The sequence below is a fragment of the Pseudobutyrivibrio ruminis CF1b genome, assembly GCF_000424005.1.
Classification (GTDB): Bacteria; Bacillota; Clostridia; order Lachnospirales; family Lachnospiraceae; genus Pseudobutyrivibrio; species Pseudobutyrivibrio ruminis_C.
This window is the reverse complement of record NZ_AUJB01000013.1, coordinates 12198-38442: the sequence shown is the minus strand read 5'-3', so window position 1 is coordinate 38442 and position 26245 is coordinate 12198. Positions and strand designations below refer to the sequence as shown.

Genomic DNA, 26245 nt, shown 5'->3' with positions numbered 1-26245 from the left:
TGTCAAAGGGCAATGAATGAATGCAGCCTGAACAAGGGTGTTTTGACAAAAACGAGACAAGCAATACACAAAAAGGTAAAGACCTCAAAAGATGTTCTCCAAAAAGGCTTAGATAAAAGATACTCACCCAAAAAGGCTTAGATAAAAGATACTCACCCAAAAAGGGCTACCTCACATGAGGTAGCCCTGGTATTTCTATTTAATTAAATCTGTGACAGTACATTTACACAGTCTTCGCAGATCACGTCGCCGTGTTCTAAAAGGAATGCTCCGTCGAAGCTTTCAGTGAACATCTGGGTGGCGTACTCTGCAATAACAAGAATAACTGCTGAGATCTGGCGGCGGGTCAACTCGAAGTTGAGCTTTACATAGTAGTCGTCGCCATAGCGGTAGAGCACACTCTGAATGCCGTCGAACTTTGGAATGTGTCTGCAAAGTTCAATGGATGCATCCAAATCAGGAAGGATTGCCCACAATGGGGTATCCAGATACTGGGATGTGATTTCATCCTTGTCATCTCTGAGTTTATTAACTGGCTGTACTGGTACATCTGCTGTGCTGCCTGAGACTGCCTGCTCCTTTTTGGTGGTAGATAATGTCTCCTGCAAACCTGTAAGATGTTTCTTTAATTCTTCAATAGCCGTTGCAAGTCCTGAACTTGAATCTGGGGATATGAGTAATGCTACATCACCCTGAGGCATAACTGTCATCTGTACGCTATATGCTTTAGCGTGAGTCTCGATTCCGAGGGTCTCACACGCTTCTGCTAATATATCCCTGATAAAGCTTTGGGTCTTTTCCTGGTCACTGACGAAATCTCCAAGCTCCATGCCGTTCTGTTCCATTTCTTCTTTGGTGATGACGCAACGAATTTTGTCCTCACCTATCTTCTTGAACTTCATCAGCTCCCCTCCTTTCAAAATCTAAGTAAAACCGTTATATATAAGATAATTTTTGTGTGAGTGTATCTAAAGTGTAGCAAATAGATTTAGATGTGTCACGGATAATTCTGAGTATATTGTCTGAACATTCGGTGAATTGCAACACAATCCGTGAACTACGACACAATTATCTATACATTGTACATTACCAAAATTTTCACAAGCAGACCCCTATGTTTAATTTACCATTTTTCACAGACAGATTATAGCTGGACTTTCTGACTTACCTCCCTACTTAACAATACCTATGATTGAATTGATGTCCTCAATATTCTTGCGAACCATGTAGTCTTCAATGCCTGAAAGAATATCCAAAGTAGCTGTTGGATTAAAGAAATTTGCTGTGCCAACAGAGACAGCTGTAGCACCTGCCAGCATCATTTCTACTGCATCTTCCCAGGTGGTGATTCCACCCATTCCGATGATTGGAATTGATACTGCGTTTGCACATTCATAAACCATTCTAACTGCAATTGGATGAACTGCCGGGCCTGACATACCACCGGTCTTATTCGCGAGAACAAAGTTCTGACGTTCTACATCGATTTTCATTCCTGTAAGAGTATTGATAAGTGAAATAGCATCTGCGCCACCGGCCTCTGCTGCCTTAGCCATAACCTTAATGTCGGTAACGTTTGGCGAAAGCTTCATAACGATTGGCTGTTTAGCGCGAGCCTTGACTAAACGAGTGATTTCCTCAACGGCTTTAGGGTCCTGTCCAAAGGCGATACCGCCCTCTTTTACGTTCGGACAAGAGATGTTGATTTCCAACATATCAACCCTTGACTCGTCTGCCAATCTCTCTACCACTTCAATATATTCTTCGGCGGAATGACCGCAAACATTAACCACAACTTTTGTGTTTTTATATTGTTCAAGAAATTTTAAATCTCTCTCGCAGAAAACTTCCACACCAGGGTTCTGGAGGCCAATTGCATTTAGCATTCCCGAGCGCACCTCTGTGATTCGAGGTGTTGGATTTCCTGGCCATGGCACGCTTGCCACACCCTTTGTAACAACAGCGCCAAGCTTATTCAAATCAACGAATTCTGAGTACTCCATGCCAGAACCGAAGGTGCCTGAAGCCTCCATGATAGGATTCTGAAAATCAACTCCTGCAATGGTAACCTTTGTGTTCATTATAGTACCACCTCCGTTGACAAGAATACTGGGCCATCCTTACAAACCCTCTTATTGTTAACATGACTGTGGTCGTCCTGTTCCTTTGACTGGCAAACGCAGCCAAGGCATGCGCCAACTCCACAAGCCATGCGCTCTTCCATGGAAACATAGCATTTGATTTGATTTTCCAAGGCGAAATCTGCCACTGCGCGAAGCATAGGCTTTGGACCGCAGGCATAGATTACGTCTGCCACCAAATCATTTTCTCTCATAGCATCCACAACTGTACCGTGCACACCTACAGAGCCGTCATCTGTGGCAATGAAAAGATTTGACACTGTCTTTTCAAATTCCTCTGTAAGGAAAAGATCATTGTTGCGATATCCCATGACAGCTGTGACTGTGCCTGGAAGCTGCTTTGCAAGCTCAAGCATTGGAGGCACGCCGATACCACCGCCAACAACAATCGCATTTCTACCCTCAAGTGGGAAGCCATTTCCAAGAGGACCCATGACCTCAATCTTATCGCCCATCTTAAGCTGAGAAAACTCCTCTGTACCTGCGCCGACTACACGGTAAACTACGCGAAGTGTGCCGTAGTCTTTGTTGATTTCGCAGATGCTGATTGGACGTGGCAAAAGCTTGCTGCCGTCATTTGAAAAAATGCTGATGAACTGGCCTGGAATTGCATGGTCAACAATGCTTGTTTCAAGTGTGAGGCTGTAAACGCCCTCGGCCAGTTTCTCCTGCCATAATACTACTGCTTTTTCTTTTATCTTCATTACTTCAAAGCTCCTCTGATATCTTCAAGCATATCCTCTACTGCTGCACGGCTGGCACCTGCAAAGTTTGCCTCGCCGTATGATGCGTACTTCTCCTGCTGATATGCTGCTATGATTCCACGGCTGGAATTTACGATAGCGCCGAGACCATCTTCGTTGAAGAAGTGTACAAGGTCTTTACCTCTTCCGCCCTGTGCGCCGTAGCCTGGAACAAGGATGTATGCGTGAGGCATAAGCTTACGAAGCTTCGCGCCCTGCTCAGGATATGTTGCACCTACAACTGCACCTACATTTGAATAGTAACCTTCTCTTGTCTCCATTCCCCAGTCCTCAATCTTCTCGGCCATGTGCTCGTAAAGAGGTCTGCCGTCGATGAGTCTGTCCTGGAACTCGCCAGATGAAGGATTAGAAGTCTTGCAGAGTACGAAGATACCCTTGTCCTCTTCCTTGCAAACATCAACGAATGGCTGAACACCGTCTGAACCAAGGTATGGGTTAACAGTAGCCATATCAGCATCAAAGCCCTGATACTTGTAATCCCCTACCTGAACTGAGCCAAGGTGACCAAGAGCATATGCAGTAGATGTGGAACCAATGTCACCACGCTTGATGTCAGCTATGACAATGAGTCCAAGCTCCTTAGCGTAATCAACTGTCTTCTTATATGCAATCATGCCTGGGATGCCATAGCTTTCATACATGGCAATCTGTGGCTTTACTGCTGGAATTAAATCTGCGCAGGCATCCATAATCTGACGGTTGTAGTCAAACATGGCTTCTCCCACTGCTTCCAAGGTCTGGCCGTACTCGTTGATGTACTTATCAACTAAGCTCTTTGGCATTAATTTCATTGTAGGATCGAGACCTACAACGATTGGCGCATCCTTTTCCTTGATTTGGTTAATTAGCTTCTGAATCATATACAACATTACCTCCATATATTGTCTTTAAAACCTTACCCTGAACCTGACGGCCCTCGTAAGGCATATTTTTAGATTTACCAACAAAATCAGCAGCGTGAATCTCGTATGAAATTGTAGGGTCAAAAATAGTGATGTCGGCGGCCTTGCCTGGTGCGATGTTTCCTAAATCGTCGCGGCCAAGAATACGAGCTGGATTGCTGCTCATGTAAGCTGCCATTGTAAGTGGTGTAATCAGGCCTGATAAAACAAGCTCTGTGAATGTAAGACTTGCAGAGGTCTCAAGGCCAACAATACCGAATGGCGAAGCAAAACCCTTAGCTTTCTCCTCGGCAGTGTGTGGGGCATGGTCTGTAGAAATGACCTCAAAAACGCCCTCAGCCAAACCTCTTCTAAGAGATTCTCTATCCTCTTTTGTACGAACTGGTGGATTCATTTTGTAATTGCCATCTCCTGGCACAATGTCATCCTCGGTGAGTGTGAAATGATGTGGGCAAACTTCGCCAGACACCTTGATGCCCTTTGCCTTTGCCTCTTTAATAATATCGTAGCTCTCCTTTGTAGAGCAGTGACACAAGTGAAGTGTGGCGCCGGTCTCCTCTGCCAGCATGATATCGCGAACCTCGATGATGTTCTCCACAGCGTTGCTGATGCCCTTCTCTCCCATTGTATCAGACTTGGCGCCCATGTTCATAACGCCGCCCTGAACAAGATTGATATCCTCGCAGTGAGCAAGCACTGGCACATCTGCCTCAGCCACAATCTTCATGGCCTCGCGATAGAGCCCAGAATCCATAACAGATTTACCATCCTCTGAAATTGCAGGGATCCCCGCATCAATCATTCCCTGTAAATCAGAAAGCTCCTTGCCTTCCATGCCCTTTGTAACAGAGCCAACCTGAAGCACTCTTGTAAGGCCAACAGCTGCGCCCTTTTCGTGAACATACTTTACCAACTCAGGATTGTCTACAACCGGTTTTGTGTTTGGCATGGCAAGAACTGTAGTGACACCACCACGAGCTGCAGCCTTTGAGCCAGTCTCGATATCTTCCTTTGCTGTCTGTCCTGGATCTCTGAAATGAACATGCATATCGATGAAGCCAGGCATGACATAGCAGCCAGCTGCATCAATCACATTATCAGAAAAGACGGGAACAATCTCAGCCTCAACAGCTGAGATAATGTTCCCGTCTATCTTTATATCCAATATTTCGTCTGTATTTGTAGGTGGGTTCAAAACCCTGCCATTTTTAATAATTAAGCTCATACATTCTCCCTCGATTTTGAATCTGTGTGAAACTTTTCATAGTATATCATAAAGACATAAAATGAGCCACCCTGTAACTAGGGTGGCGTATTATTTAAAGTTTTGTAAGTACAAAAATATCGTAAATTGCTTTCACCGCAGCCTCGAAATCTTCGTTCTGAACTCCGATGATAATGTTCAACTCAGAAGAACCCTGGTCGATCATGCGGACATTTACATGTGCATGGCTGAGTGCAGAGAAGATACGTCCTGCAGTACCACGTGTGCTCTTCATACCACGACCTACAACAGCGATAAGTGCAAGGTCTGATTCAATCTCGATAGAATCTGGTGAGCAGTTGCGGTGAATAGCAGAAACTACTGCCTGCTCCTTGTTGATGAACTCATCCTCGTGAACAACAACTGTCATTGTGTCGATACCTGAAGGCATGTGCTCGATGCTGATTCCGTTGTCCTCGAATGCCTGAAGAGCCTTTCGGCAGAAACCAACCTCTGAGTTCATAAGTGACTTTGTGATAAGTACTGTACAGAAGCCCTTCTTACCAGCGATACCTGTGATAACGTACTCATTTTTCTGAGCTGTAGATTCTACAATCCAGGTGCCATCATCCTCTGGCTTGTTTGTATTTTTAATATTGATAGGAATACCTGCTGAACGAACTGGGAAAATAGCATCCTCGTGAAGAACGCCTGCACCCATGTATGAAAGCTCGCGAAGCTCACGATATGTGATTGTCTGCATTCCTACTGGATTCTTAACGATACGTGGATCGCAAATCAAAAATCCTGAAACGTCAGTCCAGTTCTCGTAAACATCTACCTTCGCAGCGCCGGCAACGATAGAACCAGTCACATCAGAACCACCACGTGAGAATGTCTTTACCTTACCGTCCTTACCACAGCCATAGAAGCCTGGGATGACAGCTCGTGGGTGCTCCTCGAGAACCTTTGCCATAGTTTTTTCTGTCTTATATGAATTGAGCATTCCTTCTTCATTGAAGAAGATAACATCCTTTGCATCGATGAAATCATAGCCAAGATACTTAGCCATAATCTTTCCGTTGAGATACTCACCACGGCTTGCAAGATAATCAAGAGATAAGTCCTCTTTAATCTGAGCTGCAATCTCCTTGAAATCTTCATCAAGAGAGAAATCCTTTAACTCAAGTCCTGTGATAATCTCGTCATAACGAGCCTTGATATCCGCAAGATTCTTCTTTACATCCTTGCCTGCCTTGGCAGCTTCATAAGTGCCAATAAGCATGTCTGTAACCTTAGTATCTTTGCTGTTACGCTTACCTGGTGCAGATGGAACTACAAACACACGATTCTCATCAGCGCGAATGATATCGCCAACCTTCTTAAACTGGCCGGCGTCTGCCAATGAGCTACCGCCGAATTTAACTACCTTCTTCATAATAACAAAATCCTCGTCGTTCTATTTTTTATTCTGAAATAACAAAGCCTATTGTACACGATTACTTTAGTAAATTAAAGCACTAAATTACCCAAAAAACTAGCTCAATAATACTCTGTCATTATCTAATTCTTCTCCAGCGCCCACTTTAAACTTCTCAAGAAGGTCATTTACAGTGAGTCCTGCTCGCTCTTCTCCTGAAGTATCGAAGACGATGCGTCCAGCATTCATCATAAGTGTTCTGTTACCTACGTCAAGTGCCTGGTGCATATTGTGGGTAACCATAAGGCAAGTGATGCCTCGCTCAGCCACGATGCTCTTTGTGAGCTCCAACACCTTTTCAGCTGTAGCTGGATCAAGAGCCGCTGTGTGCTCATCCAAAAGCAAAAGCTTAGGTGTAACAAATGTAGCCATCAAGAGTGTAAGAGCCTGACGCTGACCGCCTGACAATAATCCTACTGGCTGCTTCATTCTGTCTTCAAGTCCCATGCCGAGAAGGGCTAACTGTTCGCGGAACTTCGTCTTGTCCTTGCTACTGATTCTTGAAAAATACTGACTCGAAGCATGGCTGGCACGAAGATATGCAAGAGCCATATTTTCCTCGATGGTCATATTTGGCGCAGTGCCCTTCAAAGGGTCCTGGAAAAGATGACCAATCACCTTGCTTCGAACATGTTCCTTTTTAAATGTAATGTCCTCACCATCCAGATAGATGTTTCCCTCATCAACGATGAAGGTGCCTGCGATGGCATTGAACATGGTGGATTTGCCCGCTCCGTTGGAACCAACGATTGTGGCAAAATCTCCATTCTTTAAATCTAATGAAAGATTGGTAAGTGCCGCCTTTTCATTGACGGTGCCAGGATTGAAGGTCTTTGAAATGTTGTCGATCTTAAGCATTATCCTTCACCTCCCTGTTACCTCTATAGTTGGCAAACTCACGCTTTTTGAGAGCCGCCTTCTTTCTAACATAAGGCATTGCGATTGCAACTGCAACAATTATTGCAGAAACAAGCTTTAATGCCTCTGCTGGCACACTCATTCTAAGGGCGATTGCCACGATAAATCTGTAAAGAACAGAACCAAGAATTGTTCCTAAGATTCTGCGGATAGTGCTTCCCTTATTTCCAATAAGAGTCTGGCCGATGATAAGCGAAGCCAGCGCAATTGTAACCATACCTGTACCGATGTTGATATCTGCTGACTTCTGGTACTGGGCAATGAGACAACCTGAAAGACCAGTAAGTGAGTTTGACAGACATAAACCAACAGTGATTGTAAATGTAGGATTGATAGATGATGATTTTACCATCTCTGCATTATCACCTGTGGCGCGGATGGACATACCAAGTGTGGTACCAAGGAACCACCAGAGAGCCAGTGCGATAACAGCCAAAATCAAAACTACTGTCACTACCTTGTACCAGTCACCAAATATCGCATTTACGAATCCATCTTTTCCCAAAGAGAAAATTGTATCGCAACCGAAAAGGTTAATCAGAGATGAAAATCCCATGACTGCGATGTTGATGGTATACAGCGCCGTATTTACGATAATACCTGCAAGGATGGATTCCACACCAAGTCTGGTCTGGAGGAAGGCTGTAACAAATCCTGCCATGGCACCTGAAATCAATGCTGCAATAAGAGCAAGGAATGGATGGCCGGCAAGTGTGACCATTGCACCAACAGCACATCCTAAAGTGAAGCAGCCATCTGTGGTAAGATCTGCGATGTTAAGAATTGTAAATGAAATAAAAAGTGCTAAAGCAACTAGGGCGTATATACACCCTAGTTCTAAAGCACTCTGAAAAATCGAAATTGTAAAAATACCTGACATTACATTAAACCCCTAATTATTTATTCGAACTCCTTTGAAGTCTGGATTTCTACGAAGCCGTCGCACATATCGCGAAGCTTTTCGTAATCCAAATCAAGTGCTGCAGCTGTCTCTGTGTTAACAGTAGCTGTACCGTTATCAAGAGTCTTAACTGGAAGTGAAGCTGGCTCCTTGCCATCCACTAAAACCTCTGCAACCATCTTTGCTGTCTCAACGCCAAGTGTAGCGTAGTTTACACCGTAACCAAGGTAAGCTCCGTTGAGAGCAAATGAATCAGCACCGCAATAGTGAGGAATTCCAGCATCGATGAACTTCTCATAGATAGCAAGCTCAGCTGTCATGATTGTGTTGTCAGTCGGTGTGAATACTGCGCCAACCTTCTCTGCACAAAGAGCATCTGCTGCAAGCATAACCTCGTCGTTTGTAGTACCAGTCTTCTCGATAACCTCGATACCTGCATTCTGGAGGTATTCCTTAGCTGCCTTGATTGGAGCTGTTGAAGCATCCTGTGACTTATCATAAAGAAGACCAACCTTCTGTAAATCTCTGTCCTGCTCAAGCATCAAATCAAGAATAGCTTCTGTATTAAGCGCATCTGATGTACCTGTGATATTTGCACCTGGTGCATCATTGCTGGCAACAAGGCCTGCGCCTTCTGGATCAGATACTGCTGCAAATACAACTGGAATCTGATTGTCCTCTGTAGCTGACTGACAAATCATAGCTGTAGGTGTAGCGATAGGAACAAGCACATCTACCTCGTCATTGATAAGCTCTGTAACAATCTGGTTGATTGTAGTGGAATCAGCCTGACCATTGTAATAGTAATCCTTGTAATTAAAGGTAACGCCCTTTTCCTCAGCGATGGCATCAAGCTGCTTCTCAAGATTGTCCACAATCTGGTTAAGAGATGCATCATCAACGTACTGGATAATACCTACCTTATATACCTTTCCATCAGCAGCTGTGTCTGCACCTGCACTCTTGTCTTCTGCTTTGTTGCCGCCACAACCTGCGAAGCACGCTGCTGCCATGGTCATAATCATAAGCATTGAAATTATTTTCTTCTTCATAAGTTGTCCTCCTCAATACTGCGTTTGACATTTAGCTTCATTGTATCGTCGCACTAAAGTGCTCCTGATACTAAATATCTTCACTGCGTTCGACATTTAGCATCATTGTATCATATCACTTTAGCGAGTTAAAGTATAAATGTGATTTAATTTTGTATAAATAATTCTGATTATTCTTTAGATTTTCCTAAACTATTTTATATAGATGTAACATTATTGTAACTTCTCCGAAATATTTATATAATTTTTCGGGTTAAATATATAATTTGTCCTGTTTTTACCCTTTTATTCCACAATTACAATATTTATGTGGTTATAACATATTAATGTATATGAAAAAGTGAGGAGGTTATTAGTGAAAAACAAATTAACAGCGGCGTTGTTGGCGATTGTTATGTCTGCTACACTCTTGGTTCCATCCATGACTGTAAAAGCAGCCGACACAATCTACAACAATAAGACAGGTAACCAGGATGGTTACGATTACGAGTTATGGAAAGATACGGGAAACACTAGCATGACATTGAACGCTGGGGGAACGTTCGATTGCTCATGGAGCAACATCAACAATGCTCTTTTCCGTAAAGGTAAGAAATTCGATAGTACACAGACTTATCAGCAGATAGGAAATATTACCTTTGATTACGGCTGTGATTACAGACCTAACGGTAATTCTTATCTTTGCGTCTATGGCTGGACTGTAGACCCGCTTGTTGAGTATTACATCGTAGACAGTTGGGGAACATGGCGTCCACCAGGAGGCACACCAAAGGGTCAAATCCAGGTAGATGGTGGCACATATGATGTCTATGAAACAACAAGATACAATGCACCTTCTATTCAGGGTGACACAACATTTAAACAGTACTTTAGCGTTCGTACCTCTAAGAGAACCAGCGGTACAATTAGCGTATCTGAGCACTTTAAGGCTTGGGAAAGAATGGGTATGAGATGCGGTAAGCTTTATGAAGCTGCATTGAATATCGAAGGTTATCAGAGTAGCGGTTCAGCCAGCGTATACAAGAACAACATGACAGTTGGTGGTTCTTCTTCTGGCAGCTCTAGCAGCTCAGGCAACCAAGGCGGAAACCAGGGTGGAAACACTGGAAATGAAAACGCTGGTAACAATCTTGTAAAAGTAGCAGATGCTGACAAGATTCAGTGCGAGACCATGACAAAGGGTGGCCAGTATACAGGCGGTATCTCTTCTCCTTTCAGTGGCGTTGCTCTCTATGGAAATAACGACACAGTTAAGTTCACACAGAACTTTACAAAGGGAACTCATGATTTCACACTTCGCGGTTGCTCAAACAATGACAACATGGCTCGTGTAGATCTTAAGATTGGCGGTCAGAATAAGGGAACATTCTATTTTGGCGATGCTAACCCTGCAGAGTACACAATTAAGAACGTTAGCCATGGCACAGGCAATCAGACAGTTGAGCTTGTTGTTACAGCTGATGATGGTCAGTGGGATGCTTATCTTGACTGGCTCGGAATTGGCGGTATCAGCTCTGAAGGTAAATCAGGCAGCGGCTCTTCTTCACAGGGCGGCAACACAGGAAATACAGGAAACACTGGCAGCCAGACAGGTAACACAGGCTCTACAGAGCAGCAGTCTGGAAACACAGGTGCTTCAACAGAGACTTCAGGCTCTACAAAGATTGAATGCGAAAAGATGACAAAGAGTGGCCAGTACACTGGCAGCATCTCTTCTCCTTTCAACGGAGTAGCCCTCTATGCTAATAATGACGCAGTAAAATATACACAGAACTTTACATCAGGTACACACGATTTCACACTTCGCGCTTGCTCTAACAATGACAAGATGGCTCGTGTAGATTTAAAAATCGGTGGACAGACAAAGGGAACCTTCTACTATGGAGATTCTTATCCTGCAGAGTACACAATCAAGAACGTAAGCCACGGCACAGGCAATCAGACAATCGAGCTTGTTGTTACAGCTGATGATGGTCAGTGGGATGCTTACCTTGATTACTTAACAATTAGTGGAGCAGGTGCAGCTGGTGCCGGAGCAGGCGCTGGTGCTGGAAGCTCTTCTAACACAGGCAATAACTCAGGTACAAACACACAGAACCAGAAGCTTATTGCTCTTACATTTGACGATGGTCCTTCAAGCACAACAAGCCAGGTACTTGACGTTCTCGAGAAGTACAATGTTAAGGCTACATTCTTCCTTATTGGACAGAACGTAAACTCTAACACAGCTTCTATCGTACAGAGACAGGTAAAGATGGGTTGTGAGCTTGCTTGTCACTCATACACACATGAGGACATGACAAAAATGAATGCTTCACAGATTAGAAACCAGATTGACTGGACAGCTTCTGCTATCAAGAACACAGCTGGTGTTGATGTGAAGTTCTTCAGACCACCTTACATTTCTGTAAACAACACAATGTACCAGAACATCGACCTTCCTTTCATTCAGGGAAGCATGCACAACGACTGGGAGTCAAGCATATCAGCTTCTCAGAGAGTAAACTCTGTTCTTAGCTCAGCTAAGGATGGCGACATTATTCTCCTTCACGACTTCCAGGGCAACAGCCAGACTGTATCAGCTCTTCCACAGATCATCGAAGGTCTTAAGAACCAGGGTTACACATTCGTAACTGTAAGCGAATTATTCGAAATGAAGGGTGTAAATCCTAACGTAGAATACAAAATCTGGTCAAACGTAAAATAAGCAGGACTTAATGATCTAAAGTTTATAACCACATAAAAAATGGGAATCGCTCTTCTGAGTGATTCCCTTTATTTTTAATAACTAATTATTTTCCATACAGTGTTCATCTGACTGCAACAATATCATTCTTAATATTTGATAGGACAATTTCAGCACTTCTCATCCTTCCAAGGTTTATACAAAAAAAGCATTATAATCGCTATAGCCCAGGCACAAATAATAGTGATACATCCTGTCTCGCTTACATAATACATTTTGTCATTGCCTCCAGTAAGTCCAGCAAAAACGGCCTGATCATATGCATTATGTGCTGCATGAAGAAATGCTGCAGGCCACACGCTTTGGCTTTTAATTGTAAGTATTGCAGCAATTATACTCACTGGAAAAATACAAAGCAGGAAGGCAATCAGACTATACAATAAAGATGCCCCTTCCATGTATCCGCCCCAAATAAGTAGTGGAAAATGCCATAAACACCAAAACAATCCTACAATGGCAAAAGCTTTAATCACACCAATTCTCTCTAAAAGAGCAGGAAGCATAAATCCTCTCCATCCAATCTCTTCTCCTAAAGCGGTAAGTAAAGAAACTAATACACTGATTACTGTATAGAGAGCCAAATCCTTTAGTATTAATGAAAAGGCCACCCCATTGTATGCATAATTTTCAGGATGCATTGTCCAATAAACTCTGTAAGGAATAAATAGATAAACAAATGGAATAAGAACTCCCATCAGTATATATTTAATATGGCTGAATCTTATACCTATAAGACTTCTGTGATTTTTAAAAGAATATCTTTCTCCACTCTCTGCGATGCTTACAAGGGATGCAACAATAGCAGATATTGCAGGTATCCACATCAAAATAGCTACCAGCCACTCAGAGCCACCCATACAGTAAAGTGTCTCACATACCCCTGAGAACAATATCACCATTGTAAAAAAGACTATAACTGCCTTTCTGCCATATTTTTTGCCTGTTAAAAAATCTTTACTCATAACAAATCCTCCAACCAGTAATAATATATAAAAAAATATCCGAAATAAATAATAGGAAAGTCTTCCAATTTCTTCCGTATTAATCAACGGATAAAATGTTATTAGAAAAGGGGGACAAAAGAATGTTAGTATATGTACACAATAATAACTTTGAAGAGATGATCAAAAATTATTCTTATAATGCTTACAAGAATGGAATTGTAGTATTTGCCGATGATGGTTGCCATGTCTTCGTTAACAAACTCCATATCGGCCAGTTCAATACATGGATTGAAGCACATGAATATATTGATGCCTTAATCAAATTATGTGGCTGTGAATGCAAAACTGCATAAAGTTTTCTGAAGTACCAAAGGAGAGCATCACTGTGCTCTCCTTTTATTTTGATCTCTTAATTAGCTTAATAAGAAAAATAAGTATAAAAATCCAAAGAGCTATATTTCCTAATGTCCATAATATATTTATTAAATTTATACTATCCATGACTATGCCTCCAACTAGCAATAACATTGGCACTATTTTACATTAAATTTAATATATATTTCAATAATAATTACACATAATAAGCTTTTTTGTGTTATAACATTTTCTTTTTACCTTCAGGCGTTAATAGGATTAACACAGATTGATGATATGATTACAGTGAATTTTAGGATTTAAAGGTGTGAAATATGCTCTATTATTTAAAATTAGATGCTTTCTTTAGAAATTTATATGTATTTGATTACATCACTATTGATGACTTCAAAAAATATTTAAAAAATAAAAGGATTATGCTATTTATCCAGCTATTACCTTTTTTTATGCCATTACTAGCATGTATTATTGGCGGAGCGGCATATCTACTAAACTTTTGTGATGCAGATTCTTCTCTATTTATTATTTTGATGTCAACAGGGCTTATGATAATTAGTTTGCCCGCGTCTCTAACTTTAGGGTTTATATGTAGGTCAGGAAGACGTATGGCGGAAATAAGACAGGTTGTTCTATCTCCAAATTATATCCTGCCAGAAAAAACTCAGTTAATCATGAATATCTTAAACTCCTCTAATCTTGACTTAGATCTAAAATCATTGATAACGACCATAGTATGTGTAGGTTTTACTGTAATAGCACTCGTCAGTCCTTTTGCAATCAACTTGGCGGATAATATTTCGGCTTCCAGAAGTAAGTCACTCCAAAAGCATCTTGCACAGGCAGAGCTTCTCAAAGAAGCTAATAAGGAATCTGGAAATTTCGATGCTGCATTAGATAAACTTCGTGAAGACTTTGATGATGAGAAAACCTATTACTACGTGTTCGGTGAAAAAGATTACTTAGGTGAACCCACTCTTATCATAGTCCTTGCCAGAGAATCTGAAGAATCAGTATATATGACACACTTTAAAGTAAGGGATACAGGTCTTTATAATCTTGATTACTGGGTATCTTCCCCAGACAATCTTACCAATGAAAATATTATTGAGAAAGCTGATGGTATTTTGTAAATATGAATGAATTAACAAACAGTGAAATCAGATTTATAAAAAGATTATTATCATATCCAACAATATACATTACACTGATTGTCGTGCCTTTAATTAATTTTTTATTCGTAACCTTTTTGGATATGCTTGGCTATGTTCTTTATGAATATGAAGGACCAGACTATGCTACAGATTTTTCTATATATGTTCTGGCTTTTATTGTTATTGGCATCCTAATGATATTTATTCCTGGCATATTAATGAATACTCATAAGTGGCTTATAATCAGAAAAAAGCTTGGTGGAGGTCCACGAATCACTCTTGGAGACTTTGAAAATAGCGAAGCAATTTCGCGTACTGCTGGAAATCTAGCTACCAGTTACAGCATCGGGGAAGCCCTCTCACACTCCAATAATGAGTATGTTTCTTCTTATGGAGATGTAATAAAGGTTGCCTCTGGCCTTTTTATGCCTAGATTTATTAAAGCTTTTTTTATCAGTCTAGCAAGTGATGAAGTCTTATATGTAGCCGAAAGAACTGATGTAAAACCAATCAATCCTGGAATCATTTTTTGGTTTCCTATGATACTCCTCTTTGCTTTCAATCTTGGTTTAAGTATTTATTGTTGGAATTATTTTTAATTTAATCGAGTAAAACAATTTGTACGGGAGAGCACTGCTCTTGTACAGAGGGGTGCAGAATGAATCATAGACAATATAAATATGATTGTTATAAACGGTTGCCAACAGTTATGTTTTTTTCAGTAGTGCTATTATTTGCTGCTTTAATTAATTTTTGCTTAATACTAATGATTAAACCACTAGCTCTATTTGAGTTAGTGGTTTTATTTAGCGAAGTCAATCAACTTATCTATACATGCTATGACTTCAGATCCATCCTCTGTGAAATCTCCTTCGGGGTGATTGTGTGTCACGGAAATCCATTTTTCTTTTCCAAAACGACGTACCTTTTTGTATAAGCTACACACATCAACATTTGCCAATATAGCATACTGCTTACTTTTCGAGAAATATATTATTAAAACTGGACTCTCCTCGTAGTACTTAGGCTCACCTTCATAGCCAAAGTCCTCATTTGGTACCCAGGCTACTTTATATTTATTCTCATAATATGCGTAGATTGTATGCATTTCTCTTCTTACTGACATGATCTTCTTCCCATTGTAATTTTATTAGTGTCAGGATACCGCCTCATGATTGCTTCATCCACGTCAGCTCTATCATAATTCTCGTCCCATATATCTAAACTGAAAATATTAGTTGTTGGCTTTGAGAACAATTTTTTAGGATGATAAGAGATTATGGCAAGACCAACACATTTTCCATTTTCATCAACTATTTTTTGAAAAGGCTTGTCTGTGGAAATATTACTATTCATCTCCTCTTCCATCTCTATAGCAACCTTCCAGCCATTTTCTTTTATCTCTGGATGCTCTTCAACAATAGATTTACACTCTGCCGCTGTAATATCTTTAATCATTAACATAAATTAGCCTCCTCTGCAATCGCATACATACTTAGTTTATGGTATCATCAAACTATGTTAAAACTATTAACAACGATATGTATGCTTGGCAGAATCTTTTAATTTAATGCAGTAGTTAAATTATTGTCACACTTTGGGAGAGCTCTGCTCTCCTCTTCTTTTTTGCGTTTCATATAGTTATCAATCTCCCAATCAAGTATAATTGAACTCAACAAGTCAGAGTTCTTGAAATAGATATGGTGGAGGTAATATATGAATCTGAAAAATGAATTCAATGGTATATGGCAAAAAAATCCAGAGTATTCAAGAACAATTTGCTCAGGAATGAGACCGGCCTTTAAAATATTAGAGAACTACATGACTTCGGGAAAGATTGAATGCAACGATCCGTTGAATGATGGAGACTTGATTTCAGTTCAACTGATCAGTCCGGAGTATTATCCGAATTCATTGTGGCCGGGCAAATGTATAGAGGCATTTGATGGTTCAAAACAAATAGGGACAATAATCGTGAAAGAAATTTTTAATCCACTATTGGATGGGAGCGAAAAAAAATAGCCTCGTAAAAGTTTTTTTCATACAAATTCAAATTTGTCGACCTCTTTCTAATTGAATACTGAACGTTACATAGCAGTTATCGCAAGATAGCTGCTTTTTTGTGAAGAGTTTTGTGGGGGCAGGCAGTACTAGAGAAGAGAAAGCTTGCAGCACTGCTCGGAAGAAGAGAAATGGGCAGTGCTAGAAGCAAAAATGAATGCAGCACTGCTCGGAAGAAGAGGAATGAGCAGTGCTAGAAGCAAAAATGAATGCAGCACTGCTCGGAAGAAGAGAAATGAGCAGTGCTAGAAAGAAAAATGAAGTTAGTACTGCTCGGGAGTAGAAAAATATCACTTTTGAATTGTGTATTCCTTGCTGGATGTGGATTCTGTATAATAGAAGGCAGCAAGATTAACAACTTCAGGTTTGTCTGGATGAGGGCATAGCCTTTTATCTCAGCTAAATAACCAAGTCTCAGAAATTTAATAATTTGTTCGATTGAAACATTTGTTCGGCGGTGGTATATTATTATCACTACAGAACAAATGTTTTATTTTTTGAGGTATGCCTATGGATTATAAGATTATTGCAGTAGATTTCGATGGAACACTTTGCTATTCAGAATGGCCTGCATTAGGTGAAGCAAACAAAAAATTGATTGATTATTTACTAAAAGAACAAGCTTCAGGAAACAAGCTAATCTTATGGACCTGCCGTGCTGGGAAAGCTCTAAGTGATGCAATAGACTGGTGCCACGATCAAGGTCTGTCGTTTGATGCAATAAATGATAATCTTCCAGAAATCATAGAACTATATGGCAACAATTCCAGAAAGATTACATGTGATATTTACATAGATGATAGAAATATGCCGATAGAAGCAATCTGTGGTTAGATTGAGGTTTTATTTATGTATCCAAGGAAAAATGTTTTTGATAAAGTGGATGTCATCTGTGTGATTATCATCTGAAATTCTTTCATAATCTTCTTTTTTTGAAGCCTTGATTCTGCGAACCAGATCATATACATTTCTTAAACCAATGACAATCCAGCATATAGTTAAGAATTTATAATCTGCTAAACAATACCTTGTAGCAATAAAAAATGATAAACAAATTAATACTATGTAACCAACTGTCTTAAGAGATTCTCTATTCTTCATATCATTTTCTCCATACATATTCTTTAGTTAACAACATCACATGGATTGTCATCCATTACAATAGCAGCAATAATATACGCCAAGATTCCGCTACCACCACCCAAGATGAATGCTACCCATAACAGTCTAACAATTGTTGGATCAATGTCAAAATACTCTGCTATGCCTCCGCATACACCACAAATCTTTTTATCTCTACTCTTATATAATTTCTTTCCCATAAGAATTTCCTCTCTTTCCTTTGATGATTATATGATAGTGCTACTGGTACATGAAATACATACTGCTGTTGGAGAAATAAGCTGTCCTAATTTTCTTCTTCGTTAGGATATGGTAATTTTATTGCATCTCTCTTCAACCTCTTCCACCCAGTCAGGACAATAACAAAAGATAGAAGCTGTGCTACCATCACGCGGATAATCATCATCTCATCTATTCCTGACTCTGTAACCACATGCAAAAGATTCGTTGCTATACAGTTATTAAAAAAATGATCCGCCATTCCAGCATAAAGACTGCCGGTCATCTGATACATCAAGCCCCATTTTATTCCCATCAGTCCGGCAAGAATAATATATCCTACTCCAAGTCCAACAAACGCTACCAAATTTATATCGCCATCAATTAAATTATGGAGCGGGGTTACTATATGCCAGATTCCAAACAATACTGCCTGAAAAACAAGTGCAAACTTTATGGAATGATTTGTCGCAACAAGCTTATTAAATAATCCACGAAAAGTCCCTTCCTCCATAAGAACATTGATTATATTGAAGAACACACACATCAGTATAAAGCCTATCCCTCTATGCACTTCCGCCTCTCCGGTAAGTGAAAATCCCGTGGTAAACACGCCAAAATCAGTAACCTTGCCCTGGCTTCTTAAGATAAAAATCTCAATAGAATAAGAAACAATAAATGAAATAATAGCAAGAGCAAATCCCAAACATATACTTTTGGTAAATCCATTTCTTGCAAAACCAATATCCGACCATTTCCAATTAATTAGATTTAAGACAATACAGAGCAGAACAATCCCAAATACTTTGTTTATGAAATTTTCACCAATAACTGTTTCGTCCATTCGAAGGACAATCGCCTCGAAACCATGCACCATAATCAATATCGCAAATATGGTTAAACATGATGCAACTGGCTTTTTCAAAATCTTTTCATCCATAATCTCATACCTTCTATCTAGTAATCAAAAATCCAAAAGCAAATCATTGATATCCCAAATCGCTCCATAATATTTTTCCCGCTTTGATTAAGATAGGATAATTGTACTGTATCTCATATCATCAAACCATTGAGTATTGTCACTTCTTAAATGATAAATGTCATATTAAAAATGGCTACCCCTGTAGGGGTAGCCATGCAAAGCATATTGAATTATTTCATAAAAGCCCCAGCCAAATCCTTGATCTCGCCAAAATCAAGTTTTCCATCAGCAAGAGCTGCCTGAACCTTTTTGATATCCGCATCAGAAATGTCAATGTTAGCCTTCTTCAAAAGGTCCTTTGCCTGACTTAAATCAGCAGTAGAAATCTGCTTCATCAAATCCTTATTACCACCTAACTGTTTGATAATGTCTTTAATATCTGCCATTGAAAAATCCCCCTTCTCTACAGAAAACAAAACACCATATATCTGTCCACTATTATAAAATTATACGCCCTATGTTTGCAATATTGAGTATTAAAGTTGCATTTTTCCTGTATTTGCTTATAATTATTTGTAAGTAACTATCAACTTTTAGACAATCGTTAAGCTTGGGGAGGTTTATGATGGCAGTTAAGAAAACTAGTACAACTAAGAAAACAGCTGGTCGCAAGAAAGCAGTTAAATCTTCAGCAGTAGTTCAGTATGGCAACATTGAATTCAGCGAAGAAGCTTGCTTAAAGAAAGCACAGTCTGGCTTTAAAAAGCAGTTTAAGGGCCAAGAGCTTGAATCAATTAATATCTATATCAAGCCAGAAGAAAGCAAAATTTACTTTGTAGCTAATACCGACTGCGTTGGCTCTGTAGATTTATAATATCGTTTAAATAAGACTTATTACTGAGGACATTGGATGTGTGTGTCTTTTCTCTCCCCAGTAATAAGTCTTTTTTTTTTGCAAAAATATTGTGTTCTATACACTTCTGCTTTTTATTGAGTCAAAAATCCTTTTTTCAATTTCTTCCTGAGACATCCCATAATACTCGTACTGGCTGAAGGCAACAACTATATCCCCCTACATAACTAAAAACAATGTACCTGCTCCAATTAGAATACATCCTATTACTGAATGTACTGTAAACTGCTCATGTAAAAATATAAATGCCATAACCAAAGTGATTACAACACTAAGCTTATCAATTGGTACAACTTTTGATGCTTCTCCCATCTGAAGTGCCTTATAGTAGCACAACCAAGAAGCTCCCGTTGCCAGTCCTGATAAAATAAGAAAAAGCCAGCTTCTTTTACTTATCTCAGAAATTCCAGACTGGGCATTTGTAATAAAAACCATTCCCCACGCCATAAGTACAACAACTACAGTTCTAATGGCAGTAGCCAAATTGGAATTCACGCCATCAATACCTACTTTAGCAAGTATAGATGTCAATGCTGCAAAGATTGCAGACCCTATAGCAAATATGAACCACATGCTCAACCCTCCCATTCTTTTTTCAAAATAGCATATTGTAAAGTGTTCTCATATCTAGGTGTTCCATCAGGATTGTTTACAAAGGAAATAAACTCTTTGAATAATCCTTCTTTTCTCATACCAAGCTTTTCACAAAGATGCTGACTGGATAAATTGTAATCTTCTGTATATGCATATATTCTAACCTTTCCCAATAATAAAAACCATATGGATAAATTTCGGAATGGTACAAGAAAACCCAATACCTTATAATTGAAAAAGAAGGTTCCTAAAAAACCTCCAGTAATAGAACTCTATATTGAAAGGAATAAAATTATGGATATGGATATTCTGATTGAAGATATAAAAAAGGATATTAATAAACTACTAAGCCATCCAGATACTATTCCTTACTATATGCTACCATCACAGTTAGAAATGACCTTACAAGAACTTGATAAGATGCGTGAAGTAAGAAATGCCGATACCTTCTTCCCTTACTACCCAAAGGGAATATCAGACGCATGGGATTACAATGACCCTCTGGGCAATAAACTCATGGATCTGTTAAACGTATATAGAAAACTCTAGAATACTAAAAATAAAAGGTAGCCCTCTCATTACTGAGTAGTAGCTACCTTCACATATTTCTTTAAATAATGTTAGAACCTGTCACCATATAAACTTGTTGGCAGGTTCTTTTTTTATATACTACCCCATTATCTCAGCTATATAACAAAAAACTGCAAAACCTATAAGTTGGCTTTGCAGTTTAAAATTGAATTTACCTTACAACTACTTTATTCTTGCCTGTGTTCTTAGCCTCATATAGAGCTTCATCCACACTTTGAATAGTTTTGCCATAATCGCCGGTATAACTGGTTACACCCACTGAAATGGTAAATGGAACTGGAGTGTCGCTTGCATTCTCAATATCCATTCTGAATTTTTCCATACGGTTTCGAGCCTCATCCAATGTGCAATTTTTATGGATTACAACAAATTCCTCTCCACCATAACGAATAACATAGCCATCATCACTAAACCGCTCAGATAATTTCTGACCGATATAGAAAAGGGTTATGTCCCCAGTGTAGTGACCGTTTACATCATTGATTTTCTTGAAATCATCAATATCAATCATCGACACTGAAACATTCTCCATTGGCGAAACATCCTTTAAAGAGTTCTTTGATACAATCTCCTCCAAAAGATGCCTGTTGTAAACCTGAGTTAAAGGATCTGTAACCATTGACAGTTCAAGCTTCTGAGTGACTCTGTAATGATCCAGATAAAACGCTGTCATAATATAATGAACGACCATTATACCGATAATGCATGGTATTTCCAGCGACAAAATCACTTCATAATTTGTGTAGTGATTAAATATATTTGTAATCCAGATTTCAATAATGAACACAATTCCATTAATAGTAGTGTCTATAGGCGAAGACACAAATCCAATTACAATCCATAAGAGATTCACTATTATAATTCCTGTAACAGAATTACTATTATCAACCAGATTGTATGCTGTCCAGCTTGCTGCAATGACTGTACCATGCCCCAGGAAGTAATCCATGAACACCAGCAAGCTAGTGCTACTATTTACATGAGTAGCAATGAAAAAAATAGCAATAAATACCAAAATGGATAATCTTGGCAATAGGGTCGGGATGAAGGACCCATTTATCATATAGTCCGAATATAGAAAGCATACAGTAGTAAGGCATGCCACAATAAGACTCAGTTCGACAATACCCTGATAGTATTCGCACTTAGCCCTGTAGAAATCAGCTTTTTCCTTATGACTCATTAATCTTAGGTCTCTTAAAAGACCTATAATCATTCTTACGCCATTTATAATTCTCATAGTCACGACTCCTCGGGCACTATTATAGCAATAATTTGTTAACCAATAATGTTTTCTGCCTTCTAAAAAAATTATTCTACTGGTACAGCCTGTCCTATCTTACTATGCGGAAGATATATAACCGTATATTTCTCTCCTTCGTTTATTCCATATGCGTATAAAGTCATATGCTCAATTTTACCATCAATTTCCATATCAATGTATCGTCTTTCAACAAACCCTGGATTACTATGATCATAGGATCTGGCAATAGCGTTATCTACACAATATGATTTTGAAATAGCATTTGGTATATCTAACATTAGCGGATAATATTCCCACAGACAAAATATTAGTGCAGCATACACAATAGGAATACATATCATATTGATTATTAACTTCGCTTTTTCACTAGTAAATTTCAAATTAGTCAATAACCTTTTTTTAATAATTATTTTTGCAGTTATAAAAATCAAACATCCTACAAGCATCAATATTATTGTATATTCCCTATATATTATTACTTTACTCATTAGCAACACTCCTCCTGCACAGTTATATCCATTACGTCTGCACTAGCAAATTTGAACTCCACTTGTAATAATATCATTTAAATCCAACATATAAACAGAATGGTATCGATACAATCATCAATACTACATAGTCCTCAACTTTCAAGCATTTATTTGCATTAGAAAACAATCCTTTTGCTATGTCCTTACCAATTTTGAATTCATACCATACCTAACACAAGTAAATTCCATTACCACGCAATTCTTTCATTAAAGATTCTTGGTTATCAAACATATAATCTATAAAAATCTTCCTTTGACTCTTCAAATATATTTTTATACCATCAGATTTTTGTTCTATCTTATCAATTTCTTTTAAACTGATTTCTCTTTTAAAAATAAACATTTTATAGATGACAATTTTATCGTCTTCCAGTACATATGTATAAAAATTATTGAGCCGTATTAATACTAAAAAGGCACCAAAAATAATTATAAAAATACCTAACCCTGCTCCAAAAGTAATCAAACCAGCTGTTTGAATTTTATCCAAAACTGCTAAAACTAATAAGTTACTCATAAATAACCTTCCCATATTTAGAATGTTTAAAATATCTAACTTTTATATACTCATCTTTATATATGCTATATCCATAAACATTAAGATGTAATTCCTCATTTTCCTCATCTGTAATAGAAATTCGCCTTAATTTATTTGTATTTTCTTGAGTAATATCCCATCTAACAACATAACCTGATGTTTCTATGTATTCATCTTTCATTGCTGCTGGAAAATCCATTATTACTGGAATACATAACTCAATCAAAATAAACAAAGATAATCCATAAACTAAAAAATGACATATTGCATTTGCTAACAAACTATGATTCTTAAAGAAATTCTCTCCATAATTTCCAAATGGATTCTCTCCAAGAATATTTCCATGCTTTTTAATTGTATAAAAAACATATATCCCTATTCCGAGTAAAATAATTAATACTTCAATCAAAGTTACTATGTATATTCTCTTCACGCTCTACCTCTCCTTTACTCATCATATTCCTCTTTTTCCGTAGAAATAATTCTTTCATTGATTAATTCTGTAGGCTTATATTTATCTTCATTTTGAGTAGCTTCTTTTGTTTTATCTTCCTTTTGATTTATATTACCCTTTATGTTCTCCCACCATTTTTGACCTGTGGCTACAATTGTATCTAACCCAAATGGTATTCCTTCATTTACCGCATAATATGTTAAATACTTACTTCCATGTCTTCTTAACGTTTCACCTAGGGCAAAAGCTCCCTCAGCCATTCTTTTATTAGCATACTCTACTTTGAAAATATCAGCTTTAGACATCACCTTAGGTAAAACTTTATCAGCCAATTTGAATGATCCAAATGATGTAACACCTCCAATAATGGTATTACCCGCTACATGCTTTGCCACATCCAAAGCTGTCATATCACTAGAATGTGTTGCAATATCTATAGTATCTGTAATCAATGTTGACAATCCATTTGACACAGCTCCAGAAACAGTTGCTGCTAAAGCTGTATTTCCTGTAGCAGCAATCACACCACCAACAGCTCCTCCTGCTGCAGCACCAAAAACTGCTGATGCTTTGATTTCCTGTCCAGATAGTTTTGCAGAAATAACTTCAGTGGCAACTCCAGTTACCAATCCGACAGCTGCACCTATAGCAAATTGTACCCATTTACCATTACCATCAATCAAGTAAGTTGGCGCATTAACACAGTACACATAATGATTTTGTGATTCAGGAACACTTACTAATCCCTTTACCTGATCTTCGCCAACAAATCTTCCATTCTCTGCGCTGTAGAATCTCGCCTGAGCAAACTTAAGGCCTGATACCTCATCTTCCTGGTAGCCTGTGAAGGCAAATGGCTGAATGATGTTACCATCCGTTGTATAGCCGTGCTTTTTCTGCTTTCCTGTTCTTGGGTCAATGTTTCTTCCAAAGTCATCGAAAGCGTATGAACTCACAGCCACTCCATCTGTTCGGGGAGACTCGCCATTTATAATCAGCTTCGCTGATGGGCTCGTCGCTGTTCACGATTTTCAATGCTTATGCTAGAAAATCGTGAAATTGGTCATGTACATTGAAGAACCAAGCTCATCCTGAAGATAGTAGTAGTTATTTCCTGCCTTAGACATAGATACAGCATTATGGTAATTTTACTCTCCTCTAAAAAACCACGCAAAGAGCCATATTTAGCCCAAAACTTTCCTGCTAAAGATATCATTTTGGGGTAAGCGCTTAAATTACTATCAATAATTAGAAGCCAGTAATATTCCTTCTTCAATTTTTTCTCTTATATATTCTAATGAATCCCCGGCTGCATCATTCCAATAAAAAATAGGTGCAATATCTTCCGTATCACTAGGCAACACATTAAATGAAATATATCTATATGGAGCGAAAGTCGATTGCTCGATTATTATTTCACCTATACATTTTTCATAATCAAGAAAAATTCTATAGCAAGTTGGATTATCTACGATAACTTCTATATTTCCATGTGTTTTTTTGTTATAAATCGAATTAATTAGCTCTTTTACTAAAATAATTACATCCTCAACTCCAAAATCATTTTTTATCATTTCGTTCTCCTATTGAAATATTATATGCATTAGGCATGTCACTTATTGGTGGCAAACCTTTCTTTATATTAAGTCGGTCATATAAAGATCCTGGTCCTGGGATTTGTCCCCAACCTTCATTACCTGCTTGATATATTCTTGACGAATCAACATCAAATTCTACATACATGGTTCCTGGTTTCGCCTGACTACCAAATGCATTTAAAGGTTTATATAAAACCTCGCCATCAGAATTTGTGATGAAGCAATTGTGCTTATCTTTTGCAACATCAATCCCCACATAAATCATGAAACATCCTCCTATTAGATATTTGATACTGCTATAGAACCACATGAACTCCTTGCAATTGTAACCTCGTTCTACATAAACCGTCGAGCGGTATCTAACTGATTAACAAATATACAAAGAGGCTGTGGTTGTATCCTGACCCGAACCGTCTATGCGGTAGGCACCAATTGAACAATCCACAGCATCTAACCCAGCATAGCCCAACCTATAGAAAAGGTAAAGAATGGCTATGACTATATAATACGAGGCACTTAGATTAATCTCCGATTGAAACAATTCCTTTGCCTTTTGCCTGAGCTTTTTGAATAATATCGAATAAATCTTTCACCATTTTCTGACCTTCATCTGGTTCATCATATTTTTTAAGCATAGAATTCTCCAATATATATATACAAATATTCGCAATCAATGGTAAATCATCTTTAGAAATTTCCATGTCCTCATATGGCTGAATTTGGAACAGCTTACTCATATCAATATGCGCTTCTCCATGTATTTTGTAGATATAATCTAACAACTCATCACTAAATTCTATATTGAAATCTTGTACATTTACCTCATTTACGGAATTACCTATATAAAAATTCATTTTAGTA

The 26245-nt window shown here is 38.6% G+C and carries 34 protein-coding genes; 8 read left to right on the top strand and 26 right to left on the bottom strand.

The window, feature by feature from the left end; translation table 11 throughout:
- Window positions 1-203: 203 nt before the first annotated feature.
- The 9 genes from G592_RS0111895 to G592_RS0111855 form a co-directional block, all read right to left on the bottom strand.
- Window positions 204-902: an adaptor protein MecA gene (locus G592_RS0111895; protein WP_028248011.1), complete on the bottom strand. Its 699-nt coding sequence runs from the start codon at window positions 900-902 to the stop codon at window positions 204-206.
- A 270-nt stretch (window positions 903-1172) separates the two neighbouring features.
- Window positions 1173-2081, bottom strand: a complete 909-nt coding sequence (locus tag G592_RS0111890) for a dihydroorotate dehydrogenase (protein ID WP_028248010.1) — start codon at window positions 2079-2081, stop codon at window positions 1173-1175.
- Window positions 2081-2845, bottom strand: coding sequence for a dihydroorotate dehydrogenase electron transfer subunit (locus G592_RS0111885; RefSeq protein ID WP_028248009.1), 765 nt, complete (start codon window positions 2843-2845; stop codon window positions 2081-2083). Before G592_RS0111885 ends, G592_RS0111890 begins: the two co-directional genes overlap by 1 nt.
- A complete protein-coding gene (gene pyrF / locus G592_RS0111880) occupies window positions 2845-3765 on the bottom strand; it encodes an orotidine-5'-phosphate decarboxylase (RefSeq protein ID WP_028248008.1) in 921 nt (306 codons plus the stop codon). Before pyrF ends, G592_RS0111885 begins: the two co-directional genes overlap by 1 nt.
- Window positions 3746-5032: a dihydroorotase gene (locus G592_RS0111875; RefSeq protein ID WP_028248007.1), complete on the bottom strand. Its 1287-nt coding sequence runs from the start codon at window positions 5030-5032 to the stop codon at window positions 3746-3748. The genes pyrF and G592_RS0111875 overlap by 20 nt, the downstream gene beginning before the upstream one ends.
- Window positions 5033-5126: 94 nt before the next feature.
- The gene (locus G592_RS0111870) at window positions 5127-6449 is read right to left on the bottom strand and encodes an aspartate kinase (protein WP_028248006.1); all 1323 of its coding nucleotides are present in this window, start codon (window positions 6447-6449) and stop codon (window positions 5127-5129) included.
- Window positions 6450-6548: 99 nt separating this feature from the next.
- Window positions 6549-7349, bottom strand: a complete 801-nt coding sequence (locus G592_RS0111865) for an ABC transporter ATP-binding protein (protein ID WP_028248005.1) — start codon at window positions 7347-7349, stop codon at window positions 6549-6551.
- Entirely contained in the window at window positions 7342-8289 is a 948-nt protein-coding gene (locus G592_RS0111860; RefSeq protein WP_028248004.1) for an ABC transporter permease, read from the bottom strand. Before G592_RS0111860 ends, G592_RS0111865 begins: the two co-directional genes overlap by 8 nt.
- A 20-nt stretch (window positions 8290-8309) precedes the next feature.
- Window positions 8310-9362 (bottom strand): ABC transporter substrate-binding protein, encoded by a 1053-nt coding sequence (locus G592_RS0111855; RefSeq protein WP_028248003.1) that lies wholly within the window; start codon window positions 9360-9362, stop codon window positions 8310-8312.
- 355 nt (window positions 9363-9717) lie between these two features.
- Between G592_RS0111855 and G592_RS17870 the strand changes: the two genes are divergently transcribed.
- Entirely contained in the window at window positions 9718-12069 is a 2352-nt protein-coding gene (locus tag G592_RS17870) for a glycoside hydrolase family 11 protein (RefSeq protein ID WP_081660409.1), read from the top strand.
- A 149-nt stretch (window positions 12070-12218) separates the two neighbouring features.
- On the opposite strand, the gene G592_RS17135 is transcribed toward G592_RS17870, so the two are convergent.
- On the bottom strand, window positions 12219-13070 hold the full coding sequence (locus G592_RS17135; protein WP_051194903.1) for a CPBP family intramembrane glutamic endopeptidase: 852 nt from the start codon (window positions 13068-13070) through the stop codon (window positions 12219-12221).
- A 122-nt stretch (window positions 13071-13192) separates the two neighbouring features.
- On the opposite strand from G592_RS17135, the gene G592_RS0111840 reads away from it, so the two are divergent.
- From G592_RS0111840 to G592_RS0111825, 3 genes are all read left to right on the top strand, one after another.
- On the top strand, window positions 13193-13405 hold the full coding sequence (locus G592_RS0111840) for a hypothetical protein (RefSeq protein WP_028248002.1): 213 nt from the start codon (window positions 13193-13195) through the stop codon (window positions 13403-13405).
- 336 nt (window positions 13406-13741) lie between these two features.
- Window positions 13742-14557, top strand: a complete 816-nt coding sequence (locus tag G592_RS17720; RefSeq protein ID WP_028248001.1) for a hypothetical protein — start codon at window positions 13742-13744, stop codon at window positions 14555-14557.
- Window positions 14558-14559: 2 nt separating this feature from the next.
- On the top strand, window positions 14560-15177 hold the full coding sequence (locus tag G592_RS0111825; RefSeq protein ID WP_028248000.1) for a hypothetical protein: 618 nt from the start codon (window positions 14560-14562) through the stop codon (window positions 15175-15177).
- A 203-nt stretch (window positions 15178-15380) separates the two neighbouring features.
- On the opposite strand, the gene G592_RS0111820 is transcribed toward G592_RS0111825, so the two are convergent.
- A complete protein-coding gene (locus tag G592_RS0111820) occupies window positions 15381-15704 on the bottom strand; it encodes a hypothetical protein (RefSeq protein ID WP_028247999.1) in 324 nt (107 codons plus the stop codon).
- Entirely contained in the window at window positions 15695-16042 is a 348-nt protein-coding gene (locus tag G592_RS0111815; protein WP_028247998.1) for a hypothetical protein, read from the bottom strand. The genes G592_RS0111820 and G592_RS0111815 overlap by 10 nt, the downstream gene beginning before the upstream one ends.
- 252 nt (window positions 16043-16294) lie before the next feature.
- On the opposite strand from G592_RS0111815, the gene G592_RS16450 reads away from it, so the two are divergent.
- Together G592_RS16450 and G592_RS0111800 are read left to right on the top strand one after the other, a co-directional pair.
- Window positions 16295-16600, top strand: a complete 306-nt coding sequence (locus tag G592_RS16450) for a hypothetical protein (protein ID WP_028247997.1) — start codon at window positions 16295-16297, stop codon at window positions 16598-16600.
- 549 nt (window positions 16601-17149) lie between these two features.
- On the top strand, window positions 17150-17473 hold the full coding sequence (locus tag G592_RS0111800) for a hypothetical protein (RefSeq protein WP_028247996.1): 324 nt from the start codon (window positions 17150-17152) through the stop codon (window positions 17471-17473).
- A 9-nt stretch (window positions 17474-17482) separates the two neighbouring features.
- On the opposite strand, the gene G592_RS0111795 is transcribed toward G592_RS0111800, so the two are convergent.
- The 4 genes from G592_RS0111795 to G592_RS0111780 form a co-directional block, all read right to left on the bottom strand.
- Window positions 17483-17740 (bottom strand): hypothetical protein, encoded by a 258-nt coding sequence (locus tag G592_RS0111795; RefSeq protein ID WP_028247995.1) that lies wholly within the window; start codon window positions 17738-17740, stop codon window positions 17483-17485.
- Window positions 17741-17763: 23 nt separating this feature from the next.
- Complete coding sequence (locus tag G592_RS0111790; RefSeq protein WP_028247994.1) at window positions 17764-17961, bottom strand: PspC domain-containing protein; 198 nt, start codon at window positions 17959-17961, stop codon at window positions 17764-17766.
- Between the two features lie 86 nt (window positions 17962-18047).
- Window positions 18048-18920: a CPBP family intramembrane glutamic endopeptidase gene (locus G592_RS16445; RefSeq protein WP_036952842.1), complete on the bottom strand. Its 873-nt coding sequence runs from the start codon at window positions 18918-18920 to the stop codon at window positions 18048-18050.
- 212 nt (window positions 18921-19132) lie between these two features.
- On the bottom strand, window positions 19133-19348 hold the full coding sequence (locus G592_RS0111780) for a hypothetical protein (RefSeq protein ID WP_028247993.1): 216 nt from the start codon (window positions 19346-19348) through the stop codon (window positions 19133-19135).
- Between the two features lie 179 nt (window positions 19349-19527).
- Between G592_RS0111780 and G592_RS0111775 the strand changes: the two genes are divergently transcribed.
- A complete protein-coding gene (locus G592_RS0111775; RefSeq protein WP_028247992.1) occupies window positions 19528-19776 on the top strand; it encodes a DUF6465 family protein in 249 nt (82 codons plus the stop codon).
- A gap of 198 nt (window positions 19777-19974) precedes the next feature.
- Here the strand turns inward: G592_RS0111775 and G592_RS0111770 are convergent, their stop codons facing one another.
- Both G592_RS0111770 and G592_RS0111765 read right to left on the bottom strand, forming a co-directional pair.
- On the bottom strand, window positions 19975-20388 hold the full coding sequence (locus G592_RS0111770) for an EamA family transporter (RefSeq protein ID WP_028247991.1): 414 nt from the start codon (window positions 20386-20388) through the stop codon (window positions 19975-19977).
- Between the two features lie 2 nt (window positions 20389-20390).
- Window positions 20391-20582 (bottom strand): GNAT family N-acetyltransferase, encoded by a 192-nt coding sequence (locus G592_RS0111765; RefSeq protein WP_242830174.1) that lies wholly within the window; start codon window positions 20580-20582, stop codon window positions 20391-20393.
- A gap of 58 nt (window positions 20583-20640) precedes the next feature.
- Between G592_RS0111765 and G592_RS0111760 the strand changes: the two genes are divergently transcribed.
- Entirely contained in the window at window positions 20641-20958 is a 318-nt protein-coding gene (locus G592_RS0111760; protein ID WP_242830173.1) for a hypothetical protein, read from the top strand.
- A gap of 193 nt (window positions 20959-21151) precedes the next feature.
- Here G592_RS0111760 and G592_RS0111755 read toward each other — a convergent pair whose 3' ends face one another.
- The 8 genes from G592_RS0111755 to G592_RS0111715 all read right to left on the bottom strand — a co-directional run bounded on the left by G592_RS0111755 (window position 21152) and on the right by G592_RS0111715 (window position 26238).
- Entirely contained in the window at window positions 21152-22240 is a 1089-nt protein-coding gene (locus G592_RS0111755) for a GGDEF domain-containing protein (RefSeq protein WP_028247988.1), read from the bottom strand.
- A gap of 71 nt (window positions 22241-22311) precedes the next feature.
- Window positions 22312-22752, bottom strand: a complete 441-nt coding sequence (locus tag G592_RS0111750) for a hypothetical protein (protein WP_028247987.1) — start codon at window positions 22750-22752, stop codon at window positions 22312-22314.
- A gap of 211 nt (window positions 22753-22963) precedes the next feature.
- Window positions 22964-23311: an EbsA family protein gene (locus G592_RS0111745; RefSeq protein WP_028247986.1), complete on the bottom strand. Its 348-nt coding sequence runs from the start codon at window positions 23309-23311 to the stop codon at window positions 22964-22966.
- The gene (locus G592_RS0111740; protein WP_028247985.1) at window positions 23304-23765 is read right to left on the bottom strand and encodes a hypothetical protein; all 462 of its coding nucleotides are present in this window, start codon (window positions 23763-23765) and stop codon (window positions 23304-23306) included. Before G592_RS0111740 ends, G592_RS0111745 begins: the two co-directional genes overlap by 8 nt.
- 14 nt (window positions 23766-23779) lie before the next feature.
- On the bottom strand, window positions 23780-24742 hold the full coding sequence (locus G592_RS0111735) for an RHS repeat-associated core domain-containing protein (protein WP_028247984.1): 963 nt from the start codon (window positions 24740-24742) through the stop codon (window positions 23780-23782).
- A 285-nt stretch (window positions 24743-25027) separates the two neighbouring features.
- Window positions 25028-25360, bottom strand: coding sequence for a hypothetical protein (locus tag G592_RS16440; RefSeq protein WP_036952839.1), 333 nt, complete (start codon window positions 25358-25360; stop codon window positions 25028-25030).
- Window positions 25347-25529: a hypothetical protein gene (locus tag G592_RS18165; RefSeq protein WP_420329246.1), complete on the bottom strand. Its 183-nt coding sequence runs from the start codon at window positions 25527-25529 to the stop codon at window positions 25347-25349. The genes G592_RS16440 and G592_RS18165 overlap by 14 nt, the downstream gene beginning before the upstream one ends.
- 376 nt (window positions 25530-25905) lie before the next feature.
- Window positions 25906-26238, bottom strand: coding sequence for a hypothetical protein (locus G592_RS0111715; protein WP_028247982.1), 333 nt, complete (start codon window positions 26236-26238; stop codon window positions 25906-25908).
- Window positions 26239-26245: the final 7 nt, after the last annotated feature.

What these genes read in the sequence shown, in the direction of transcription:
- G592_RS16450 (WP_028247997.1), top strand. Translation starts at nt 16,295, where the DNA reads ATGAATCTGAAAAATGAATTCAATGGTATATGGCAAAAAAATCCAGAG.
- G592_RS0111780 (WP_028247993.1), bottom strand. Translation starts at nt 19,348, where the DNA reads ATGGCAGATATTAAAGACATTATCAAACAGTTAGGTGGTAATAAGGAT.
- G592_RS0111885 (WP_028248009.1), bottom strand. Translation starts at nt 2,845, where the DNA reads ATGAAGATAAAAGAAAAAGCAGTAGTATTATGGCAGGAGAAACTGGCC.
- G592_RS0111875 (WP_028248007.1), bottom strand. Translation starts at nt 5,032, where the DNA reads ATGAGCTTAATTATTAAAAATGGCAGGGTTTTGAACCCACCTACAAAT.
- G592_RS0111750 (WP_028247987.1), bottom strand. Translation starts at nt 22,752, where the DNA reads ATGAGTAAAGTAATAATATATAGGGAATATACAATAATATTGATGCTT.
- G592_RS0111800 (WP_028247996.1), top strand. Translation starts at nt 17,150, where the DNA reads ATGGATTATAAGATTATTGCAGTAGATTTCGATGGAACACTTTGCTAT.
- G592_RS0111770 (WP_028247991.1), bottom strand. Translation starts at nt 20,388, where the DNA reads ATGTGGTTCATATTTGCTATAGGGTCTGCAATCTTTGCAGCATTGACA.
- G592_RS0111865 (WP_028248005.1), bottom strand. Translation starts at nt 7,349, where the DNA reads ATGCTTAAGATCGACAACATTTCAAAGACCTTCAATCCTGGCACCGTC.
- G592_RS0111855 (WP_028248003.1), bottom strand. Translation starts at nt 9,362, where the DNA reads ATGAAGAAGAAAATAATTTCAATGCTTATGATTATGACCATGGCAGCA.
- G592_RS16440 (WP_036952839.1), bottom strand. Translation starts at nt 25,360, where the DNA reads ATGATAAAAAATGATTTTGGAGTTGAGGATGTAATTATTTTAGTAAAA.
- G592_RS0111840 (WP_028248002.1), top strand. Translation starts at nt 13,193, where the DNA reads ATGTTAGTATATGTACACAATAATAACTTTGAAGAGATGATCAAAAAT.
- G592_RS0111860 (WP_028248004.1), bottom strand. Translation starts at nt 8,289, where the DNA reads ATGTCAGGTATTTTTACAATTTCGATTTTTCAGAGTGCTTTAGAACTA.
- G592_RS0111795 (WP_028247995.1), bottom strand. Translation starts at nt 17,740, where the DNA reads ATGAAGAATAGAGAATCTCTTAAGACAGTTGGTTACATAGTATTAATT.
- G592_RS0111890 (WP_028248010.1), bottom strand. Translation starts at nt 2,081, where the DNA reads ATGAACACAAAGGTTACCATTGCAGGAGTTGATTTTCAGAATCCTATC.
- G592_RS16445 (WP_036952842.1), bottom strand. Translation starts at nt 18,920, where the DNA reads ATGGATGAAAAGATTTTGAAAAAGCCAGTTGCATCATGTTTAACCATA.
- G592_RS0111870 (WP_028248006.1), bottom strand. Translation starts at nt 6,449, where the DNA reads ATGAAGAAGGTAGTTAAATTCGGCGGTAGCTCATTGGCAGACGCCGGC.
- G592_RS17720 (WP_028248001.1), top strand. Translation starts at nt 13,742, where the DNA reads ATGCTCTATTATTTAAAATTAGATGCTTTCTTTAGAAATTTATATGTA.
- G592_RS0111775 (WP_028247992.1), top strand. Translation starts at nt 19,528, where the DNA reads ATGGCAGTTAAGAAAACTAGTACAACTAAGAAAACAGCTGGTCGCAAG.
- pyrF (WP_028248008.1), bottom strand. Translation starts at nt 3,765, where the DNA reads ATGATTCAGAAGCTAATTAACCAAATCAAGGAAAAGGATGCGCCAATC.
- G592_RS0111755 (WP_028247988.1), bottom strand. Translation starts at nt 22,240, where the DNA reads ATGAGAATTATAAATGGCGTAAGAATGATTATAGGTCTTTTAAGAGAC.
- G592_RS0111820 (WP_028247999.1), bottom strand. Translation starts at nt 15,704, where the DNA reads ATGTCAGTAAGAAGAGAAATGCATACAATCTACGCATATTATGAGAAT.
- G592_RS0111815 (WP_028247998.1), bottom strand. Translation starts at nt 16,042, where the DNA reads ATGTTAATGATTAAAGATATTACAGCGGCAGAGTGTAAATCTATTGTT.
- G592_RS0111790 (WP_028247994.1), bottom strand. Translation starts at nt 17,961, where the DNA reads ATGGGAAAGAAATTATATAAGAGTAGAGATAAAAAGATTTGTGGTGTA.
- G592_RS0111745 (WP_028247986.1), bottom strand. Translation starts at nt 23,311, where the DNA reads ATGAGTAACTTATTAGTTTTAGCAGTTTTGGATAAAATTCAAACAGCT.
- G592_RS0111825 (WP_028248000.1), top strand. Translation starts at nt 14,560, where the DNA reads ATGAATGAATTAACAAACAGTGAAATCAGATTTATAAAAAGATTATTA.
- G592_RS0111715 (WP_028247982.1), bottom strand. Translation starts at nt 26,238, where the DNA reads ATGAATTTTTATATAGGTAATTCCGTAAATGAGGTAAATGTACAAGAT.
- G592_RS0111895 (WP_028248011.1), bottom strand. Translation starts at nt 902, where the DNA reads ATGAAGTTCAAGAAGATAGGTGAGGACAAAATTCGTTGCGTCATCACC.
- G592_RS17135 (WP_051194903.1), bottom strand. Translation starts at nt 13,070, where the DNA reads ATGAGTAAAGATTTTTTAACAGGCAAAAAATATGGCAGAAAGGCAGTT.
- G592_RS18165 (WP_420329246.1), bottom strand. Translation starts at nt 25,529, where the DNA reads ATGTATGTAGAATTTGATGTTGATTCGTCAAGAATATATCAAGCAGGT.